21 protein-coding genes are annotated in these 18,115 nt (G+C 68.5%); 14 read left to right on the top strand and 7 right to left on the bottom strand.

Annotated elements, in window-relative coordinates:
- Nucleotides 1–52 precede the first annotated feature (52 nt).
- The 9 genes from ACO07Z_RS13240 to xth all read left to right on the top strand — a co-directional run bounded on the left by ACO07Z_RS13240 (nt 53) and on the right by xth (nt 10,121).
- Entirely contained in the window at nt 53–1,111 is a 1,059-nt protein-coding gene (locus tag ACO07Z_RS13240; RefSeq protein WP_421699131.1) for a sugar phosphate isomerase/epimerase family protein, read from the top strand.
- Nucleotides 1,108–2,259, top strand: coding sequence for a Gfo/Idh/MocA family protein (locus ACO07Z_RS13235; RefSeq protein ID WP_421699130.1), 1,152 nt, complete (start codon nt 1,108–1,110; stop codon nt 2,257–2,259). Before ACO07Z_RS13240 ends, ACO07Z_RS13235 begins: the two co-directional genes overlap by 4 nt.
- On the top strand, nt 2,256–3,785 hold the full coding sequence (locus tag ACO07Z_RS13230; protein WP_421699129.1) for a sugar ABC transporter ATP-binding protein: 1,530 nt from the start codon (nt 2,256–2,258) through the stop codon (nt 3,783–3,785). The genes ACO07Z_RS13235 and ACO07Z_RS13230 overlap by 4 nt, the downstream gene beginning before the upstream one ends.
- Nucleotides 3,778–4,809: an ABC transporter permease gene (locus ACO07Z_RS13225; RefSeq protein WP_421699128.1), complete on the top strand. Its 1,032-nt coding sequence runs from the start codon at nt 3,778–3,780 to the stop codon at nt 4,807–4,809. The genes ACO07Z_RS13230 and ACO07Z_RS13225 overlap by 8 nt, the downstream gene beginning before the upstream one ends.
- Nucleotides 4,810–4,835: 26 nt before the next feature.
- Nucleotides 4,836–5,801, top strand: coding sequence for an ABC transporter substrate-binding protein (locus ACO07Z_RS13220; RefSeq protein ID WP_421699127.1), 966 nt, complete (start codon nt 4,836–4,838; stop codon nt 5,799–5,801).
- Nucleotides 5,802–5,865: 64 nt separating this feature from the next.
- Nucleotides 5,866–6,399, top strand: a complete 534-nt coding sequence (locus ACO07Z_RS13215) for a DNA-3-methyladenine glycosylase (protein ID WP_421699126.1) — start codon at nt 5,866–5,868, stop codon at nt 6,397–6,399.
- A 158-nt stretch (nt 6,400–6,557) separates the two neighbouring features.
- Nucleotides 6,558–8,669, top strand: coding sequence for a catalase (locus ACO07Z_RS13210; RefSeq protein ID WP_421699125.1), 2,112 nt, complete (start codon nt 6,558–6,560; stop codon nt 8,667–8,669).
- Nucleotides 8,670–8,680: 11 nt separating this feature from the next.
- Nucleotides 8,681–9,289: a cysteine hydrolase family protein gene (locus ACO07Z_RS13205; RefSeq protein ID WP_421699124.1), complete on the top strand. Its 609-nt coding sequence runs from the start codon at nt 8,681–8,683 to the stop codon at nt 9,287–9,289.
- Between the two features lie 25 nt (nt 9,290–9,314).
- Nucleotides 9,315–10,121 (top strand): exodeoxyribonuclease III, encoded by an 807-nt coding sequence (gene xth, locus ACO07Z_RS13200; RefSeq protein WP_421699123.1) that lies wholly within the window; start codon nt 9,315–9,317, stop codon nt 10,119–10,121.
- Between the two features lie 7 nt (nt 10,122–10,128).
- Here the strand turns inward: xth and ACO07Z_RS13195 are convergent, their stop codons facing one another.
- From ACO07Z_RS13195 to ACO07Z_RS13175, 5 genes are read right to left on the bottom strand one after another with little or no spacing between them, the layout of a single operon-like run.
- Complete coding sequence (locus ACO07Z_RS13195) at nt 10,129–11,382, bottom strand: RNA polymerase sigma factor (RefSeq protein WP_421699122.1); 1,254 nt, start codon at nt 11,380–11,382, stop codon at nt 10,129–10,131.
- Nucleotides 11,379–11,750, bottom strand: coding sequence for a YciI family protein (locus ACO07Z_RS13190; protein WP_421699121.1), 372 nt, complete (start codon nt 11,748–11,750; stop codon nt 11,379–11,381). Before ACO07Z_RS13190 ends, ACO07Z_RS13195 begins: the two co-directional genes overlap by 4 nt.
- 21 nt (nt 11,751–11,771) lie before the next feature.
- A complete protein-coding gene (locus ACO07Z_RS13185) occupies nt 11,772–12,065 on the bottom strand; it encodes a MoaD/ThiS family protein (protein WP_421699120.1) in 294 nt (97 codons plus the stop codon).
- Between the two features lie 8 nt (nt 12,066–12,073).
- Entirely contained in the window at nt 12,074–13,159 is a 1,086-nt protein-coding gene (locus ACO07Z_RS13180) for a WD40/YVTN/BNR-like repeat-containing protein (RefSeq protein WP_421699119.1), read from the bottom strand.
- Between the two features lie 11 nt (nt 13,160–13,170).
- The gene (locus tag ACO07Z_RS13175) at nt 13,171–13,587 is read right to left on the bottom strand and encodes a VOC family protein (protein WP_421699118.1); all 417 of its coding nucleotides are present in this window, start codon (nt 13,585–13,587) and stop codon (nt 13,171–13,173) included.
- A gap of 154 nt (nt 13,588–13,741) precedes the next feature.
- On the opposite strand from ACO07Z_RS13175, the gene ACO07Z_RS13170 reads away from it, so the two are divergent.
- A complete protein-coding gene (locus ACO07Z_RS13170) occupies nt 13,742–14,185 on the top strand; it encodes an SRPBCC family protein (protein ID WP_421699117.1) in 444 nt (147 codons plus the stop codon).
- Nucleotides 14,186–14,195: 10 nt separating this feature from the next.
- Here the strand turns inward: ACO07Z_RS13170 and ACO07Z_RS13165 are convergent, their stop codons facing one another.
- Nucleotides 14,196–14,834, bottom strand: a complete 639-nt coding sequence (locus tag ACO07Z_RS13165; protein WP_421699116.1) for an NrsF family protein — start codon at nt 14,832–14,834, stop codon at nt 14,196–14,198.
- A 13-nt stretch (nt 14,835–14,847) separates the two neighbouring features.
- The gene (locus ACO07Z_RS13160; protein ID WP_307022870.1) at nt 14,848–15,384 is read right to left on the bottom strand and encodes a sigma-70 family RNA polymerase sigma factor; all 537 of its coding nucleotides are present in this window, start codon (nt 15,382–15,384) and stop codon (nt 14,848–14,850) included.
- A 185-nt stretch (nt 15,385–15,569) separates the two neighbouring features.
- Between ACO07Z_RS13160 and ACO07Z_RS13155 the strand changes: the two genes are divergently transcribed.
- The 4 genes from ACO07Z_RS13155 to ACO07Z_RS13140 all read left to right on the top strand — a co-directional run bounded on the left by ACO07Z_RS13155 (nt 15,570) and on the right by ACO07Z_RS13140 (nt 18,107).
- Nucleotides 15,570–15,857 (top strand): DUF2282 domain-containing protein, encoded by a 288-nt coding sequence (locus ACO07Z_RS13155; protein WP_244450065.1) that lies wholly within the window; start codon nt 15,570–15,572, stop codon nt 15,855–15,857.
- A gap of 79 nt (nt 15,858–15,936) precedes the next feature.
- Nucleotides 15,937–16,812 carry a DUF692 domain-containing protein gene (locus ACO07Z_RS13150; protein WP_421699115.1) on the top strand — a complete coding sequence of 292 codons (876 nt, stop codon included), beginning with the start codon at nt 15,937–15,939 and terminating at the stop codon, nt 16,810–16,812.
- A 3-nt stretch (nt 16,813–16,815) separates the two neighbouring features.
- On the top strand, nt 16,816–17,586 hold the full coding sequence (locus ACO07Z_RS13145; RefSeq protein ID WP_421699114.1) for a DNA-binding domain-containing protein: 771 nt from the start codon (nt 16,816–16,818) through the stop codon (nt 17,584–17,586).
- Complete coding sequence (locus ACO07Z_RS13140) at nt 17,583–18,107, top strand: DoxX family protein (protein ID WP_421699113.1); 525 nt, start codon at nt 17,583–17,585, stop codon at nt 18,105–18,107. Before ACO07Z_RS13145 ends, ACO07Z_RS13140 begins: the two co-directional genes overlap by 4 nt.
- The last annotated feature ends 8 nt before the right edge of the window (nt 18,108–18,115 follow it).

Raw genomic sequence — 18,115 nt, 5'->3', positions numbered from 1 at the left:
CAACCGATTACAAAAACCAACGGTTGGCCGGCATGCCGGTCGGGAGGAAACCATGCGGACCATCAAGGGACCGGGCCTGTTTCTGGCCCAGTTCATCGGCACAGACGCGCCCTTCGACAGCTGGCACAACATCACAAGCTGGGCCGCCAACTGCGGCTATGCCGGCGTGCAGGTGCCGACCAACGACCCGCGCATCCTCGATCTCGACCAGGCGGCGGCCTCGCGCGACTGGTGTTCGGAATGGGCGGGGAAAGGCTCGCAGAACGGCGTCGTCGTCACCGAACTGTCGACCCATCTGCAGGGCCAGTTGGTGGCGGTGCATCCCGCCTATGACGCCATGTTCGACGGCTTCGCCGCCCCCGCCGTGCGCGGCAACCCGAAGGCGCGGCAGGAATGGGCGGTGGACCAGATGAGGAAGGCGCTCACCGCCTCCAAGCATCTCGGCCTCACCGCCATGGTGACGTTCTCCGGCGCGCTGGCCTGGCCCTATGTCTACCCCTGGCCGCAGCGCCCGGCCGGGCTGGTGGAGGAGGCGTTCGACGAGCTGGCCCGCCGCTGGCGCCCGCTGCTCGACTATGCGGATGAGTGCGGCGTCGATCTGTGCTTCGAGATCCATCCGGGGGAGGACCTGCACGACGGCGACACGTTCGAGATGTTCCTGGAGCGGGTGAACAACCACCCCCGCGCCAAGATGCTCTACGACCCCTCGCATTATGTGCTGCAGCAGCTCGACTATCTCGACCATCTCGACATCTATGCCGAGCGCATCGGCATGTTTCACGTCAAGGACGCCGAGTTCAACCCGACCGGGCGCAAGGGCGTGTATGGCGGCTACCAGCCCTGGCTGAAGCGCGCCGGGCGCTTCCGCAGTCCCGGCGACGGGCAGGTGGATTTCGGCGCCATCTTCTCGAAATTCGCGGCGATGGATTTCGACGGCTGGGCGGTGGTCGAGTGGGAATGCTGCCTCAAGCACCCCGAGGACGGCGCGCGCGAGGGCGCGCAGTTCGTCAAGAACCACATCATCCGCGTCACCGAGAAGGCGTTTGACGATTTCGCCGCCGGTGCCACCGACCGCGCCGCCAACCGCGCCTTGCTGGGGTTGGAGCGATGAGCGCCGCCTCCGCACACGCCCCGCTGCGGCTCGGCATGGTCGGCGGCGGCTCCGGCGCCTTCATCGGCGCCGTGCACCGCATCGCCGCCCGGCTCGACGGCGAATTCACCCTCATTGCCGGCGCGCTCTCTTCCACGCCGGAGAAATCCCGCGCCTCGGGCGAAGCGCTCGGCCTCTCCCGCGTCTATGACGACTATCTCGCGATGGCGAAGGGTGAAGCCCGGCGCAAGGACGGCATCGAGGCGGTGGCGATCGTCACGCCCAACCACATGCATGCCGGCCCGGCGATCGAGTTCCTCAAGCGCGGCATCCATGTCATCTGCGACAAGCCGCTGACCGCGACCATGGCGGAAGCGAAGAAGCTCGCCGCAGCGGCCGCGAAGGCCGATGCCCTGTTCGTGCTGACCCACAACTATACCGGCTACCCCATGATCCGGCAGGCCCGCGCCATGGTCGCGGCGGGCGAGATCGGCCGCGTCCGCCTCGTGCAGGTGGAATATGTGCAGGACTGGCTGACCGAGGCGGCGGAGAAATCCGGCTCCAAGCAGGCGGAATGGCGCACCGACCCGGAGCGCTCCGGTGTCGGCGGGGCAACGGGCGACATCGGCACCCATGCCTACAACCTCGCCTGCTTCGTCTCCGGCCTGACGCCGGAATCCTTGGCGGCGGATCTCTCCATCTTCGTGCCGGGCCGGGCGCTCGACGACAACGCCCATGTGCTGCTGCGCTTCGAGGGCGGGGCGCGCGGCATGCTGTGGGCGAGCCAGGTGGCGCCGGGGAACGAGAACGGCCTGCGCCTGCGCGTCTATGGCGACAAGGGCGGGCTCGAATGGGCGCAGGAGGACCCGAACTATCTCTGGTTCACCCCCTTCGGCGAGCCCAAGCGCCGCATCACCCGCAACGGGGCCGGGGCGGGGCCGGAGGCGGGCCGCGTCTCGCGCATCCCGCCCGGCCATCCCGAGGGTTATCTCGAAGGCTTCGCCAACATCTATGCCGAGGCAGCACGCGCCATCCGCGCGCACAAGGCGGGTGAAAAGGCGCCCGACGGCGTGCTTTACCCGACACTGGCCGACGGGCTGGCGGGGATGCGCTTTGTCGAGGCCTGCGTGCAGTCCTCCCGTCGTAATGCCGGCTGGGTAAACCTATGAGCGCCGCCCCGGAGCGCGCGACCGCCCCGGTGCTCGAACTGGTCGATGTGCGCAAGAGTTTCGGCCCGATCGAAATCCTGCACGGCATCGACTTCGCGCTCCATCAAGGCGAGGTCCACGCGCTGATCGGCGAGAACGGCGCCGGCAAATCGACGATCATGAAGATCCTCGGCGGCTTCCTCGCGCCCTCATCGGGCGCGGTGCGGCTCGACGGGGCGCCGGCACCCTATGCCAGCGGCGCGCAGGCGGAAGCCTCGGGCGTCGTGGTCATCCACCAGGAGTTCAACCTCGCCCCCGACCTCACCGTCACCGAGAACATCTGGCTGGGCCGCGAGAAGGGCGGGCTGTTTCTCGACCACCGCGCCATGCGCGCGGGCACGCAGGCGCTGCTCGACGAGCTCGGCAGCGCCATCCGCCCCGAGGCGCGCATCCGCGACCTGCCCGTCTCCGACCGGCAGATGGTGGAGATCGCCAAGGCGCTCTCCCGCAAGGCGCGGGTGCTGATCATGGACGAGCCCTCCGCCGTGCTGACGCACAGGGAGGTGGAAGTGCTGTTCCGGCAGATCGAGCGGCTGCGGGAGCAGGGTGTGGCGCTGCTCTACACCTCGCACCGGCTGGAGGAGATCACCCGCCTCGCCGACCGCGTCACCGTGCTGCGCGACGGCGCGGTGGTGCGCCGGGCCATGCGCGGCGAACTGACCGAGGACGGCATGGCCACCGCCATGGTCGGGCGCAAGCTTGAGGATATCTATCCGCAGAAGCGCCACCATGCCGGCACGGTGGCGCTGGAGGTGCGCGGCTTTTCCGTGCCGCCGCTGGTGAAGGACATCTCCTTCACCCTGCGGCGCGGCGAAGTGCTGGGCATTTCCGGCCTTGTCGGCTCCGGCCGCACCGAACTCGCCGAGGGGCTGGTCGGGCTGCGCCCGGCGACAGGCGAGATCCTGCGCCACGGCATCCCGGTCGCCATCGGCTCGGTGCGCGACGCCGCCGCCAGCGGCATCGCCTACCTTACCGAGGACCGGAAGGAGCGCGGCCTGCTGCTCGACAAGAGCCTGACCGAGAATCTCACCCTCTCCACCCTCGCCAGCTTCGGCGCGCTGTTCATCGATGGCCGGCGCGAGGAGGCGGCGCTCTCCCGCGCCATCACTGAGTTCGACATCCGCGCCCCGCGCCGCGACATGAAGGTGGGCAACCTCTCCGGCGGCAACCAGCAGAAGCTGTTGCTGGCCAAGACCATGCTCGGCGACCCGGAGATCGTCATCATCGACGAGCCGACGCGCGGCATCGATGTCGGCACCAAGAGCCAGATCTACGCCTTCATCGACGCGCTGGCCGCCGAGGGGCGCAGCGTCATCGTCATCTCCTCCGACATGCCGGAAATCCTCGGCCTGTCCGACCGCGTGCTGGTGATGCGCCATGGCCGCCTCGCCGGCGAGCTGGAAGGCGCGCGGGTGACCGAGACCGACGTGGTGCGCCTTGTCATGGGCACGAATGAACAGCCGACCGGGAGCGCCTCGCATGTCTGACCTCACGCGCCCTGACCTCGCGCGCGCGACCCCCGCTCCTGCGGCCCCCGCCGGCCGCGCGCGTCTGCCAGGCCTCTCAGCACTCGGCCCGCTGCTCGCGCTGATCCTGCTGGTCGCGCTCGGGGCGTATCTCAACGAGAATTTCCTCTCCGCCGGCAACATCACCAATGTGCTCGCCCGCTCCGCCTTCATCGGCATGATCGCGGTGGGTATGACCTTCGTCATCACCTCGGGCGGGCTCGACCTCTCGGTCGGCTCGATGGCGGCGTTCATCGCCGGGGTGATGATCCTTGGCATGAACGCGCTGCTGCCCTCCATGGGCGTCGGCCTGCCTCTGGTGCTGGCCGGCATGGGCATCGCGCTCGGCGTCGGGCTGCTGGCCGGGCTCGGCAACGGGCTCTTGGTGACGAAGGCGCGGATCGAGCCCTTCATCGTCACGCTCGGCACCATGGGCATCTTCCGCTCGCTGGTGACCTGGCTCGCCGATGGCGGCACGATCAGCCTCGATTTCGGCGTGCGGCAGTTCTACCGGCCGGTCTATTATTCCGGCCTGTTCGGCATCGCCTGGCCGATCATCGTCTTCGCCATCGTGGCGGTCGCCGGGCAGATCGCCATGCGCCACACGCGCTTCGGCCGCTACTGCGAGGCCATCGGCTCCAACGACAGGGTGGCGCTGTACTCGGCGGTGAATGTCGAGCGCATCCGGCTGATGACCTATGTGCTGCTCGGCCTGCTCGTCGGCCTCGCCACCATCATGTATGTGCCCCGCCTCGGCTCGGCCTCCGGCTCCACCGGCATGCTGTGGGAACTGGAGGCGATCGCCGCCGTGATCATCGGCGGCACGGCGCTGAAGGGCGGCTATGGCCGCGTCTGGGGCACGGTGATCGGCGTGCTGATCCTCAGCCTGATCGACAACATCCTCATCCTGGCGGACCTCGTCTCTCCCTATCTCAACGGGACGATCCAGGGCGTCATCATCGTGCTCGCGGTGGTTCTCCAGCGCGGCAAATCATCATCCGCCTGAGAGCGGAGACCATGGGAGAAACGACAATGGAACGCAGGACTTTCCTCACCACCGCCGCCATCGGCGCGGCCACGGCTGCCGCAGGCGTCTCCATGCCCGCCTTCGCGCAGGGCAAGAAGGCGGTGATCGGCGTCTCGATCCCCTCCGCCACCCATGGCTTCATGGGCGGGCTGAACTGGCACGCGCAGGAAACCATCAAGCGGCTGAAGACGACCTATCCGAACCTCGACTTCGTGCTCGCCACCGCCGGCGCGGTGGGCAAGCAGGTGAACGACATCGAGGACATGGTGGCGACGCGCAACATCGACGCGCTGGTGGTGCTGCCCTTCGAATCCGAACCGCTGACCAGCCCGGTCAAGGCCGTGAAGGACGCCGGCAAATGGGTGACCGTGGTCGATCGCGGCCTCTCCCAGCCCGGCATTGAAGACCTCTATGTCGCCGGCGACAACACCGCCTTCGGCCGTGTCTCCGGCGAGTATTTCAAGGCCAATCTCAAGCCCGGCGCCAAGATCGTGGTGCTGCGCGGCATCCCCACCACGCTCGACAATGAACGCGTCGACGCCTTCCAGGCCGCCATTGCCGGCTCCGGCATCGAAATCCTCGACATGCAGCACGGCAATTGGAACCGCGACAAGGCATTCCAGGTGATGCAGGACTACCTGTCCAAGCACAAGAAGATCGACGCCGTGTGGGCGGCGGACGACGACATGGCCATCGGCGTGATGGAAGCCATCTCCCAGGCCGGGCGGCAGAAGGAGATGTGGATCGTCGGGGGCGCCGGCATGAAGGAGATCATCAAGCGGGTGATGGACAAGGACCCGCAGATCCCGGTCGATGTCTCCTATACGCCGGCGCAGATTTCCACCGCGCTGGAAGTCACCGCGCTGCGCTTCGTTTCCAACACGCCGGTCTATGGCCGCTTCATCATCGGCTCGACGCTGATCACGGCGGAGAATGCGACGCAGTTCTACTTCCCCGACAGCCCGTTCTGACCCGCCGACGGCGGAGGGGGCCCGCGTGCCCCCTCGCGCCACCGCCTCGTGATAGTCTCGCGGCATGATTCAGTTTGAAGGCGACGCGCTCGCCCTCGCGCCACGTCTCATTGGGGTGACATTGCTGGTCGACGGCGTCGGCGGCCTCATTGTCGAGACCGAGGCCTATCGGCGCGACGACCCGGCCTCGCACAGCTTCACCGGCCCCACGCCGCGCAACGCCGCGATGTTCGGCCGGCCTTTCCATGCCTATGTCTACCGCTCCTATGGCCTGCACTGGTGCTTCAACATCGTGGCCGAAGACCACGGCGCCGTGCTCATAAGGGCACTGGCGCCGCTTGTCGGGCTGGAGCGCATGGTCGCGCGGCGCGGTGGCCCGGCCGTCCTCTGCGCGGGTCCCGGCCGGCTCACCCAGGCGCTCGCCATAACAGGCGCCCTCGACGGGGCGCCGCTCGATCTTCCGCCGTTCGACTGGCGTGAGCGCGAGGGGGTGCCGGACATCGTGACCGGGCCGCGCATCGGCATCTCCAAGGCCGTCGCCGAACCCTGGCGCTTCGGCCTGCGCGGCTCGCCCTTTCTCAGCCGCTGCTTCCCCTGAACCTCCCCCAATACCCGTGGCCGGTAGCCGGCGAAGCATGATCGCTGACGGATACGAATCCACGCCGCGAATGCATGCGCGCCGGCAACGAATGGCTGCCCCTGCGGTTAGTGAGGCGATGCCGGGTCACTGGCCACACGCCGAGGGAGCGCAGACGCATGGCACGCAAGACCAAAGGGGCCGCCGGTTCGGCCGCGCGGATTCACGACCAGACGCTGACGCGCGGCGCGGGCGGCGAGCTGCACCAGTTCGCGGAAGGTGACAGGCCGGTGCTGACCACCGCGCAGGGCGGGCCGGTGGCGGACGACCAGAACACGCTGAAGGTCGGCGCGCGCGGCCCGGCGCTGATGGAAGACTTCCACTTCCGCGAGAAGATGTTCCATTTCGACCATGAGCGCATTCCCGAGCGCGTGGTGCATGCTCGCGGCTATGGCGCTCACGGCTATTTCGAGACCTATGAATCGCTGGCGAAATATACCCGCGCCGACCTGTTCCAGCGCCCCGGTGAGAAGACACCGGCCTTTGTGCGCTTTTCTACCGTGGCCGGTTCCAAGGGCTCCTTTGACCTCGCTCGCGACGTGCGCGGCTTCGCGGTGAAGATCTACACCAAGGAGGGCAACTGGGACCTCGTCGGCAACAACATCCCGGTGTTCTTCATCCAGGACGCCATCAAGTTTCCCGATGTCATCCACGCGGTGAAGCCGGAGCCGGACCGCGCCTTTCCGCAGGCGCAGTCGGCGCATGACAATTTCTGGGACTTCATCTCGCTGACCCCGGAATCCATGCACATGATCATGTGGGTCATGTCGGACCGGGCCATCCCGCGCTCCTTCCGCTTCATGGAAGGTTTCGGCGTCCACACCTTCCGCCTGCTGAACGCCAAGGACGAATCCACCTTCGTCAAATTCATCTGGAAGCCCAAGCTCGGGCTGCAATCCGTGGTGTGGAACGAGGCGGTGAAGATCAACGGGGCGGACCCCGACTTTCATCGCCGCGACCTGTGGCAGGCGATCCAGTCCGGCGATTTCCCGGAATGGGAATTGTGCGTGCAGCTGTTCAACCAGGATTTCGCCGACAGTTTCGATTTCGACGTGCTCGACCCGACCAAGCTGATTCCGGAAGAAATCATCAAGCCGGTGCCCGTCGGCCGGCTGGTGCTGGACCGCATGCCGGACAATTTCTTCGCGGAGACTGAGCAGGTCGCGTTCATGACCCAGAACGTCCCACCCGGAATCGATTTCTCCAACGACCCGCTGCTGCAGGGCCGTAATTTCTCCTATCTCGACACCCAGCTGAAGCGGCTCGGGAGCACGAACTTCACCCATATCCCGATCAACGCGCCGAAATGCCCCTTCGCGCATTTCCAGCAGGACGGGCACATGGCGATGCGCAACCCGGTGGGCCGCACCAATTACCAGCCCAATTCGCGCGGCGAGGGGCCTCGGCCGGACCCGGCGCGCGGCTTCCACAGCTTCGCGGAGGCCATCGACGCGCCGAAGGTGCGGTTGCGGCCCGAGAGCTTCGCCGACCACTACAGCCAGGCCCGCCAGTTCTTCAACAGCCAGACCGGGCCGGAGCAGAAGCACATCGCCATGGCGCTGACCTTCGAGCTCAGCAAGGTGGAAGAGGTGGTCATCCGCGAACGCATGGTGGCGCATCTGCTGAACATCGACGAGGCGCTGGGCGCGACGGTCGCCGACAAGCTCGGCATCGACACGCTGCCCAAGCCCGCCAATGTAGCGGTGACCCCGCGCGACGACCTTCCCCCATCGCCCGCGCTTAGCATCATCGAGAACGGCCCGAAGAGCTTCAAAGGTCGCAAGGTGGGCGTGCTGGTGAGCAATGGCTGCGACGGTACGCTGCTGAAAGCGCTTCAGGCGACGCTGGCCGCCGAAGGGGCGATGATGGAACTGGTGGCGCCCAAGGTAGGCGGCGTCGAGACCGCCGACGGCACCATGCTGCCCGCTCATCACATGATCGACGGCGGGCCGTCGGTGCTGTTCGACGCGGTGGCGCTGCTGCTGTCGGAGGAAGGCGCCGAACGGCTCGCCGGCGAGGCGGCGGCGCGCGATTTCGTCGCCGATGCCTTCGCCCATTGCAAGTTCATCGGCTTCACACCCGGTGCCATGCCGCTGCTGGCCAAGGCCGGCGTCGCCCCGGACGCCGATGAGGGGCTGATCGCGCTGGAGGATGCATCCTCGGTGGACGCCTTCGTCGAGAGTTGCCGCGCGCTGCGCCTATGGGCGCGGGAAGCGGCGGTCAAGCTCTGAACGGCCGGGCCATGGCAGCGCTCGGCCTCGTTCACGGCCCGCTCGGGGCGAACTGCGTGCATCTGTGCGTGGACATGCAGCGCCTGTTCGCGCCGGGCTCCCCCTGGGCCGTGGCGTGGCTGGAAAAAGTGCTGCCGGCGGTGGAGGCTCTGTGTGCGCACCGTCCCGAACGGACGGTGTTCACCCGCTTCGTGCCGCCGCAGCGGGCGAGCGACGCCATCGGCAGCTGGGCGCGCTATTATCAGCGCTGGGAGGCCATCACCGGCGAGGCCCTGGGGCCGGACGCGGTACGGCTGGTGCCGACGCTGGAGCGCTTCGTGCCGCCGGCGCGGATGATCGACAAGTCCGTCTATTCGCCTTGGACCGAGGGCCGGCTCGACGCGCTGCTGGCGCCGGCCGGGGTCGAGGCGCTGGTCATCAGCGGCGGCGAGACCGATGTCTGCGTTCTCGCCACCGCGCTCGGCGCAATCGACCGTGGCTTTCGCGTGGTTCTGGTCACGGATGCGCTGTGCAGTTCATCCGACGCCACGCATGACGCGCTGATGGAGCTCTACACCAACCGCTTCAGCCAGCAGGTCGAGGTGGCCCGCACCGAGGAGGTGCTGGAGCAGTGGCGCTGATCCCCGCCCGGCGAGGGCGGCGCCGATGAAGATCGCCACCTTCAACGTGAACGGCGTCAATGGGCGCCTCCCCGTGCTGCTGCGCTGGCTGGAGGAGGCGCGCCCGGATGTGGTGTGCCTGCAGGAACTCAAGGCCGCCGACATTCGCTTTCCCGTCCACGCCATCGAGCAGGCGGGTTATGGCGCCATCTGGCACGGCCAGAAGAGCTGGAACGGCGTCGCCATCCTCGCCCGCGGCCGCGAGCCGATCGAGACCCGGCGCGGCCTCCCCGGCGAGGCGGAGGACACGCAGGCGCGCTATATCGAGGCGGCGGTCGACGGCCTGCTCATCGGCTGCCTCTATCTGCCGAACGGCAATCCCGCGCCGGGCCCGAAATTCGACTACAAGCGGCGCTGGTTTGCGCGGCTGCTGGCACACGCGGCGGAGCTGCGGGCGCTCGACGTGCCTGTCGTGCTCGCCGGCGACTACAACGTCATGCCGACCGAACTCGACGTGTACAAGCCGGAGCGCTGGGTGGATGACGCACTGTTCCGGCCGGAGGTGCGCGAGGCCTTCCACACTCTCACCGCACAGGGTTGGACCGACGCGCTGCGGGCGCTGCATCCCGATGAGCGCCTTTACACCTTCTGGGACTATTTCCGCCGCGCCTTCGAGCGCGATGCCGGGCTGCGGCTCGACCATCTTCTGCTCAGCCCGACGCTGGCGCCCCGCCTCGTCGCCGCCGGGGTCGATCGCGCGGTGCGCGGCTGGGACAAGGCAAGCGACCATGCCCCGGCCTGGATCGAGCTCGGCCCCGCCCGCCCGGCACGGCGGCGGAAGCCGAAAGCCTAGCGACGCTTCATTTCAGCCCGTCGAGATGGCTGCGTATATGCGCGGCCTCGGCCGGCGTGGTGGCGAGGCTGATCGCGGTCATGAAGCCCTCGCGTGCCTCGCCGGTGCGGCCGAGCTGCATCAGCAGCGCGCCGCGCAGGCCGTGATAATGGAAATAGCCGGAAAGCCGCTCGCCCAAGGGCTCCACCATGGCCAGCGCGACTTCCGGCCCACGCAGCTTGGAAATGGCCACCGCCCGGTTCAGCGTCACCACGGGCGAGGGGGTCAGGATTTCCAGCGTGCCGTAGAGCAGATCGATCTGCGCCCAATCGGTCTCTTCAGGGGTGGAGGCGCGCGCATGCAGAGCGGCGATGGCCGATTGCACCTGATAGGCGCCGGGCCGGCGGTGGCGCATCGCCTTGTCGAGCAAAGCCAGCCCTTCAGCGATGAAGGCGCGATTCCACAGGGTGCGGTCCTGATGCTCCAGCAGGATCACCGTGCCATCGGTGGCGAAGCGGGCCGGGGCGCGGGCATGCTGCAGCAGCATCAGCGCAGTTAGCCCCATGATTTCCGGCTCGGCCGGAAACAGCCGCAGCAGCAGCCGAGCGAGGCGAATCGCCTCCTCGCACAGCGGCGCACGCGCCGCTGCCGCGTCGCCCGCCGTGGAATAGCCCTCGTTGAAGACGAGATAGAGCATGGCGGCGACGGCGCCGAGCCGCTCCGCCCGCTCCACCGCGCCGGGCGGCTCGAAGGGCACGCCGCCCTCCCCCGCTTGCGCGCGGGCGACGCGCGCCTTGGCGCGTGTGAGGCGCTGTTCCATCGCCGTCTCGCTGACGAGAAAGGCGCGGGCGATCTGGCCGACGGAGAGGCCGGAGACGATGCGCAACGCGAGCGCGACCTGCTGCGTCGCCGGGAGTTCGGGATGGCAGCAGATGAACAGCAGGCGCAGTACATCGTCGCGGTAATGCGCGCCATCGATCCGTGCCGCCACTTCCGCCTCGGCGTCCTCCGTATCGGAAAAGGCATCTTCCGGCGGTAGTTCAACCTGCCTCGCCCGGCGCCGCACGCTGTCGAGCGCGACATTGCGGCCGACGAAGATGAGCCAGGCGGCCGGATCGCGCGGCGGGCCGTTCTGCGGCCAGCTCTTCAGCGCCCGCAGGCACGCCTCCTGAAACGCTTCTTCGGCGAGGTCGAGGTCGCGGAAATAGCGCAGCAGCGCCGCGACCGCCTGTGGGCGCGCCGCCGTGAGCACGGGGCCGAAGGCGGGCGCCTCCTCGTTCATGGCCGGGCGCCGCCATCCATGAACAGGCCGACCGGGCGAATCTCGTAGGAGCCGCCGGGATTGGCCGCGCCGAGTTCGCGGGCGATGCCCAGCGCCTCTTCGAGATCGGCGCAGTCGAGGATGTAGAAGCCGAGCAATTGCTCCTTGGTCTCGGCGAAGGGCCCGTCGAGCACCAAGGGCGGGTCCTGGTCCTTGCGCAGGGTAGTGGCCGCCGTGGTCGGCAGTAGCCGCGCCACCGGCCCGAGCTTGCCGTCTCTGGCAAGCCGCTCCTGCACCACGGCAAGCTTCCGCATGACCGCGTCGTCCTCTTCCTTGGTCCAGGCGCAGACGACATCTTCCTGATGGTAACAGAGCAGAGCGTAGAACATGGGCGTCCTCTCGGGTAGGCGTCAGCCGCCGCTGATCGCGGTGATGATGAAGACATCGGCGCCGGGGGCGAGCGGGGTGGAAAGCCGCGCGCGTCTTCCGTCGACGAAGACGTTGATATGGCGCCTTATCGCCGGCGTCTCGTCGCAGATCCGTTCGCGCATGCCGGGCCACAGCGCGTCGAGCCCGTCCACCAACTCCGCGACGCTGGCGGCGGAAAGCGCCACCTGCCGGTCAGCGCCGGGAAACAGCACCACAAGATGCGGCGGCAGGCGCACCTGAACGGGCGCCGGCGCCGCCATCCCGTCTGGCCGCATCAACGCCCTCACCGCTCCCACACCAGCGTTTCGACGGACGTGATGGTCGGCAGATGCGGCGCGATACAGTCCCAGCTTTCGCCCTCATCGGCGCTGGCATAGAGCCCGCCGGCATTGCTGCCGAAATAGACGCCGGCGGGTTCCAGCGTGTCGGTGGCCATCGCCTGACGCAGCACGTTGAAATAGGCCCCGCCCTGCGGCAGGCCGGAACGCTGCGCCCTCCAGCTGGCGCCCGCGTCTCCCGTGCGCCAGACGGCAGCGTTGCCCTCCGGCATGAAGCGGCCCTTGATATCGCCGTTCAGCGGGATGAGATAGAGCCCGTCCGGGTCGCGCGGATGCACCGCCGCCGGGAAGCCGAAGGAGGAGGGCAGGCCCTTCTCGATGCTCTCCCAGCTGCGGCCGCCATCATCCGAACGGTACATGCCGCAATGGTTCTGCTGGTAGAGCCGCCCACGCCCGCCCGGTGCCATGACGAGGCAATGCACGCACTGGCCGAATTCCGGGTAGTTCTGGCCCTCCGGCATGAAATCGGCGCGGGTGCCGCGGTTGCGGGTCTCCCAGGTGAGCCCGCCATCCTCGCTGGCGAACACGCCGGCGGCCGAGATGCCGACCCAGATTTTCTTGGGGTCGGCCGGATCCAGCACCAGCGAATGCAGGATCAGCCCGGCGCCGCCGGGGTGCCATTCCGGCCGGGTCGGGTGCTTCTGCAGCCCGTCGAGATGGGTCCAACTGACCCCGCCATCGGTGCTGCGGAACAGGCCCGCTGGCTCGACGCCGGCATAGAGCGTGCCGTCGCCGGCCACCGCGAGGCTCCAGACGGATTTCACCGGGTCCTGCCCGGCCTCATAAGCGAGGCCCTGGCTCGAATGGGTCCAGCTGGCGCCAAAATCGGTCGATTTCCACACCGCCGGCCCGAACCATTCATTGCCGCCGCCGGCATAGAGCGTGCCGCTCAACGGATCGGCGACCACATGGTTGGTCGGCCATGTCTCACAAAACGGGCCGCGCAATTGCCAGGAACGGCGCGCCCCGTCACTCTCCGCCAGGAAGGCGCCCTTGCGGGTGCCGATGAGAACGAGAACCTGCTGTGCCATCGCGCCCTCCCTCAATGCGTCGCCACCACGACCAGCCACGCCACGCCGAAACGGTCGGTGAGCGTGCCGAAAGCCGGTGCGAAGAAGGTGGGGCCGAGCGGCATCGTCACCGTGCCGCCCTCGGCGAGCGCGGCGAAGCGCTGCTCCGCTTCCTGCGGCGAGGCCACGGTGAGCGCGAGCGAGATGCCGGCGAAGCCCGCCTCGCCGGACTGGCAGCCATCGGACGCCATCAGCTCGGCGTCGCCGACGCGGAAGCTGGAGTGCATCACCTTGTCGTCCCAGCCCTCCGGGATCATACCGGGCGGGGGCGGCTCAGGGGCCTCGCCAAAGCGCATCAGCGCCGTCACCTCTGCCCCGATCGCCTGCGTATAGAACGCCAGCGCTTCCTCGGTCCGGCCGTTGAACATCAGATAGGCCTGCACGTTCATTGCGGTTCTCCCTCTGGTCGCCTCGATCCCGCAAGGACGAAAAGCGAGGCGCGGAACCGACAGGGGGCAGGAACTTTTTTCGCGGCCCTGTCGGCAGGGGGCCGGGTCGCGCGTCCTTGGAGGCAGCACCGGCACAACAGGAGACCCACGCGCCATGCCCAGCACGATACGCCTGCACCGCGTCCTCGCAACCCGCCCGGAGAAGGTCTATCGCGCCTTCATCGAGGCGGATGCGCTGGCGAAATGGATTCCGCCACACGGCTTTACCTGCACCGTGCACCATCTCGATGCCCGAGTGGGCGGGTCGTTCCGCATGTCCTTCCGCAACTTCACCACCGGCGAGAGCCATTCCTTCGGCGGCGCCTATCAGGAGCTGATCCCAGGGAGCAGCCTGCGCTACACTGACCGCTTCGACGACCCCGCTTTGCCCGGCGAGATCGTGGTGAACGTGAGCCTGCGGGCGGTGTCGCTCGGCACCGAGCTGGAGATCATGCAGGCGGGCATACCTGACGCCATACCGCCCGAGGCCTGCACTATCGGCTGGCAGCAATCGCTGGAGAACCTCGCCCGGCTGGTGGAGCCGGAGATCGCGGGATAGCGGCGCCCGCCTACCAGCGCGCCACGCGCGGGGCGAAGATCGCCCCCGCCACCGCCAGCCCGGCAATGGCGAGGCTGTACCAGGTGGCGACGAAGAGCGGGGAATCGTCGGGGCAATGCGCGGCATAGAACGCCGCCGCCAGCCCGCCGGCCAACAGCCCCGCCACCGCGCCCGCGAGCGCCGGCCGCGTGGGGGCGCCATGGCGCAGCACGGCGAGGAAGAGCACGAGCGGCGCGGCGCCGATCAGCGGAATGAAGGTGAGGCAGATCCTCGCATTGACGCCGACCAGCCGTGCCCACCAGTCGGCGGCGGGGACGGCGAGCAGTTCCAGGCCCACACCGGCGAGCAGCAGCACCGGCCCGGCCAGCAGCCAGCCGAGCGGGGCGCGTGCCTCCGCCCCCGGCCGCACCAGCCGGCGCAGCAGCAGGAAGGCGCTGCCGGCCAGCGCCAGCGTCACCACGAATTTGAACAGGAAGCGCAGCGTTTCCAGCGCCGCCAGAGCATCAGGCCGCGGGCCCAGAGCGAGCGCGAACACCACCCCCGCCGCGACGACGGCCAAGACCAGCGCCACACGCCAGGCGGTGCGCAGCGGCAGGGCGCGACGGCCCGTATCGGCCGCCATGGCGCGGATGAGATCTTGCGTGTCCATATCACTCACATCGTCACTCACGTCCAAAGCGCCGCGCGATGGCGGCGAGGCCCCGGTGCAGCGCCACCCGCACCGCGCTTTCCGTCATGTCGAGCGTGCGCGCCGTCTCCTCGACCGAGCGGCCCTCGACCGAAATCGCCGCCACCACCGAGCGCTGGCCCGGGGCGAGCCCTTCCAGCGCCCGGCCGATGTCACGCGCGCTCACCGTCTCCACCTCCGGCTGGGGAACCGTCTCGGCAATGTCGTCCAATTCGACCTCCACCCGCCGGCCGCGCCGCCGGAAGGCGTCGATCAGCTTGAAGCGGGCAATGGCATAGACCCAGGGCAGCACGGGCGCCTCCGGCAGCCATGTATGCCGCTTTAGGTGAATCGCCAGCAGCACCTCCTGCACCACATCCTCCGGGTCCACCCCGCCATGGCTGATCTTGCTGCGCGCATAGGCACGGACAAGACCGGCGACACGGTCGAGAAACAGCGCATAGCTGCGCGCATCACCGGCGATGGCCGCCCGGAGCAGATCGGCAAGTTCGCGCTCGTTCCGGCCGCTCAATGTCGGCTTCTCCTGTTCGCACGCCCGAGGCGACTTGTTACGGGAGGGCGCGAAGAATGGCCAAGCGCCCTGGCGCACCGATCACGGCTTCGTGTCGGGCAGCAACGTAACACCTTCCCTGTGGCGGCCGAATGGACAATCGCACGGCCGAACTAGGCCGCGCCCCATGCCACAGGAGATTACCCATGAACCGCTCGACCCTTGCTCTCGCCCTCGCCGGCTCGCTCACCGCGGCTCTTGCCGGCGCCGCCTTTGCCGCGCCGCTGGCGCCGGAAAAGATGGCCGGCAACGAGAAGTGCTACGGCATCGCCCTGAAGGGGCAGAATGACTGCGCCGCCGGCCCTGGCACCAGCTGCGCCGGCACCTCGACCATGGACTATCAGGGCAATGCCTGGAAGGCGGTGCCCAAGGGCACCTGCGTGACCATGAAGGGTGGCAGCCATATGGGCTCGCTGACCCCGATCAAGAGCTGAGCCGGCTCAGGGAGGTCCGCTAGGCGGGCCTCCTCCTCCGGCGGCCTGCCCGAGCCCTTTGTCTGACGCGAGATGTTCCATGTCTCTCCCTCCCGACCGCCTGCCGGCCCGCGCCGGGCTCGGCCTGAAGCCCGAGCATTACCGTGATGTGCTGGAAACCCGGCCCGATATCGGCTTCTTCGAGGTCCATGCCGAGAACTATATGGGCGCGGGCGGGCCGCCACACGCCTATCTCGACAAGGTGGCCGGCCTCTACCCGCTGTCGCTGCACGGTGTCGGCCTGTCCATCGGCGGGGCGGGACCGCTCGACACGGCGCATTTGCGCCGACTGCGGGCGCTGATCGACCGCTACCGGCCGCAGAGCTTTTCCGAGCATCTCGCCTGGTCGACGCACGACAGCGGCTTTCTCAACGACCTCCTGCCCCTGCCCTACACGCCGGAGACGCTGGCGCGGGTGAGCGCGCATGTCGAGGAGACACAGCAGGCGATCGGGCGGCAGCTGCTGCTGGAGAATCCCTCCACCTATCTCGTCTTCGCGGAAAGCACGATCGACGAGATCGATTTTCTGGAGGCGGTGGCGGCCCGCACCGGCTGCGGCCTGCTGCTCGACGTCAACAATATCATGGTCTCCTGCGTCAATCACGGGCTGGACCCGCATCTCTACATCGACCGCTTTCCGGCCGAGCACGTCGGCGAAATCCACCTCGCCGGCTATGACGAAACGACGGATGGCGCCGGCGACCGGCTGCTGATCGACGCGCATGGCTCACCGGTCCGCCCCGACGTGATGGCGCTCTACGACCATGCGCTCTCCCGCACCGGCCCGGTACCGACGCTGATCGAATGGGACAATGACGTGCCGGACTTCGCCACCCTGTACGCCGAGGCGGTGCGGGTGGAGGCACGGATCACCGCCGAGGCGGCGCGACGCGCCCCGCTGCGGCGGGCGGGGTGAGCTATGGATAGCGTCGCCCGCCAACACGGTTTCGCACAGGCCCTTCTCCATCCCGGCATGCCCATGCCGACCGGCCTCACCGGCGCGCGCGGCACGGCGGACGCCGCCCGTTTCGCGGTCTATCGCAACAATGTCCATGTCGGGCTGACGCGGGCGTTGGCGCAGCGCTTCACCGTCACCGAGCGGCTGGTGGGGGCGGAATTCTTCGCCGGCATGGCCCGCGCCTATGTCAGTGAGTGCAAGCCCGCCTCGCCGCTGCTCATGCACTATGGCGACGATTTCCCTGATTTTATAGCCGGCTTTGCGCCCGCCGCGACCCTGCCCTATCTCGCCGACCTCGCCCGGCTGGAGGCGGCGTGGACGCGGGCCTATCACGCCGCCGACGCGGCACCGCTGACGCTGCAGCGGCTCGTCGGCCTGGCGCCGAACGAGCTGGCGGGCGTCACCCTCCGCCCGCATCCTTCCGCGACATTGCTGCGCTCCGCCCATCCCGTCGGCGCGATCTGGGCGGCGCATCAAGGCGCCACAGTCACCTCCGTCGAAAGCTGGGACGCGGAGGCGGTGCTGGTGGTGCGCCCGGACATGGCGGTGAGCGTACATGTCCTGCCACCCGGCGACGGGCCCTTCGCCGCGCGGCTGCTCGCCGGCCACACGCTGGGCGCGGCAGCGGAGGCGGCGCTTGCCGCCGACCCCGGCTTCGATTTCGGCACCGCGCTCGTCGGCCTTCTCACCCTCGGCGCCTTCACCGACATGCAACAGGGAGACGTGCCATGACCTTCGACATAAGGGACGCTGCGCGCGGACGGCGGCAGGTTCGGCCTCTTTCGCTCCCGGCTCTGATTGCCCGCGCGGAGGCGCTGCTGGCCGCGATCCCGCCGGCTCTGCCGCTGCTCGCGCTGCGCGTCGCGCTGGCGGTGCCGTTCTTCCTGTCGGGCCTCACCAAATGGGACGGCTTCCTCACCCTCTCGGCCGGGGCGCATTTCCTGTTCGAGGAGGAGTTCCGGCTGCACCTTTTTGGCGCCGCCTACCCCTACCCCTTCCCGACACTGATGGCGGCGGCGGCCGGGACGGGCGAGATCGTGCTGCCGCTGCTACTGCTGCTCGGCCTCGGCACCCGCTTTGCCGCGCTCGGCCTGCTGATCATGACCGCCATCATCCAGCTCACCATTCCCGAGGGCTGGGCGAATTTTCACCTGCCCTGGGCGGCCATGGCCTTCGCGCTGGTGGTGTTCGGCGGCGGCCCGCTGGGGCTGGAGGGGCTGTGGCGGCAGCTCTTTCCCGCGCCACAGCCCTGAACCAGCCG

The sequence above is a fragment of the Ancylobacter sp. genome, from assembly GCF_965229075.1.
Taxonomy (GTDB): Bacteria; Pseudomonadota; Alphaproteobacteria; order Rhizobiales; family Xanthobacteraceae; genus Ancylobacter.
This window is presented reverse-complemented; position numbering and strand designations above follow the sequence as displayed.

What these genes read in the sequence shown, in the direction of transcription:
- ACO07Z_RS13235 (WP_421699130.1), top strand. Translation starts at nt 1,108, where the DNA reads ATGAGCGCCGCCTCCGCACACGCCCCGCTGCGGCTCGGCATGGTCGGC.
- ACO07Z_RS13140 (WP_421699113.1), top strand. Translation starts at nt 17,583, where the DNA reads ATGACCTTCGACATAAGGGACGCTGCGCGCGGACGGCGGCAGGTTCGG.
- ACO07Z_RS13220 (WP_421699127.1), top strand. Translation starts at nt 4,836, where the DNA reads ATGGAACGCAGGACTTTCCTCACCACCGCCGCCATCGGCGCGGCCACG.
- ACO07Z_RS13190 (WP_421699121.1), bottom strand. Translation starts at nt 11,750, where the DNA reads ATGTTCTACGCTCTGCTCTGTTACCATCAGGAAGATGTCGTCTGCGCC.
- ACO07Z_RS13175 (WP_421699118.1), bottom strand. Translation starts at nt 13,587, where the DNA reads ATGAACGTGCAGGCCTATCTGATGTTCAACGGCCGGACCGAGGAAGCG.
- ACO07Z_RS13210 (WP_421699125.1), top strand. Translation starts at nt 6,558, where the DNA reads ATGGCACGCAAGACCAAAGGGGCCGCCGGTTCGGCCGCGCGGATTCAC.
- ACO07Z_RS13185 (WP_421699120.1), bottom strand. Translation starts at nt 12,065, where the DNA reads ATGCGGCCAGACGGGATGGCGGCGCCGGCGCCCGTTCAGGTGCGCCTG.
- ACO07Z_RS13170 (WP_421699117.1), top strand. Translation starts at nt 13,742, where the DNA reads ATGCCCAGCACGATACGCCTGCACCGCGTCCTCGCAACCCGCCCGGAG.
- xth (WP_421699123.1), top strand. Translation starts at nt 9,315, where the DNA reads ATGAAGATCGCCACCTTCAACGTGAACGGCGTCAATGGGCGCCTCCCC.
- ACO07Z_RS13205 (WP_421699124.1), top strand. Translation starts at nt 8,681, where the DNA reads ATGGCAGCGCTCGGCCTCGTTCACGGCCCGCTCGGGGCGAACTGCGTG.
- ACO07Z_RS13145 (WP_421699114.1), top strand. Translation starts at nt 16,816, where the DNA reads ATGGATAGCGTCGCCCGCCAACACGGTTTCGCACAGGCCCTTCTCCAT.
- ACO07Z_RS13225 (WP_421699128.1), top strand. Translation starts at nt 3,778, where the DNA reads ATGTCTGACCTCACGCGCCCTGACCTCGCGCGCGCGACCCCCGCTCCT.
- ACO07Z_RS13195 (WP_421699122.1), bottom strand. Translation starts at nt 11,382, where the DNA reads ATGAACGAGGAGGCGCCCGCCTTCGGCCCCGTGCTCACGGCGGCGCGC.
- ACO07Z_RS13230 (WP_421699129.1), top strand. Translation starts at nt 2,256, where the DNA reads ATGAGCGCCGCCCCGGAGCGCGCGACCGCCCCGGTGCTCGAACTGGTC.
- ACO07Z_RS13180 (WP_421699119.1), bottom strand. Translation starts at nt 13,159, where the DNA reads ATGGCACAGCAGGTTCTCGTTCTCATCGGCACCCGCAAGGGCGCCTTC.
- ACO07Z_RS13240 (WP_421699131.1), top strand. Translation starts at nt 53, where the DNA reads ATGCGGACCATCAAGGGACCGGGCCTGTTTCTGGCCCAGTTCATCGGC.
- ACO07Z_RS13215 (WP_421699126.1), top strand. Translation starts at nt 5,866, where the DNA reads ATGATTCAGTTTGAAGGCGACGCGCTCGCCCTCGCGCCACGTCTCATT.
- ACO07Z_RS13150 (WP_421699115.1), top strand. Translation starts at nt 15,937, where the DNA reads ATGTCTCTCCCTCCCGACCGCCTGCCGGCCCGCGCCGGGCTCGGCCTG.
- ACO07Z_RS13165 (WP_421699116.1), bottom strand. Translation starts at nt 14,834, where the DNA reads ATGGACACGCAAGATCTCATCCGCGCCATGGCGGCCGATACGGGCCGT.
- ACO07Z_RS13155 (WP_244450065.1), top strand. Translation starts at nt 15,570, where the DNA reads ATGAACCGCTCGACCCTTGCTCTCGCCCTCGCCGGCTCGCTCACCGCG.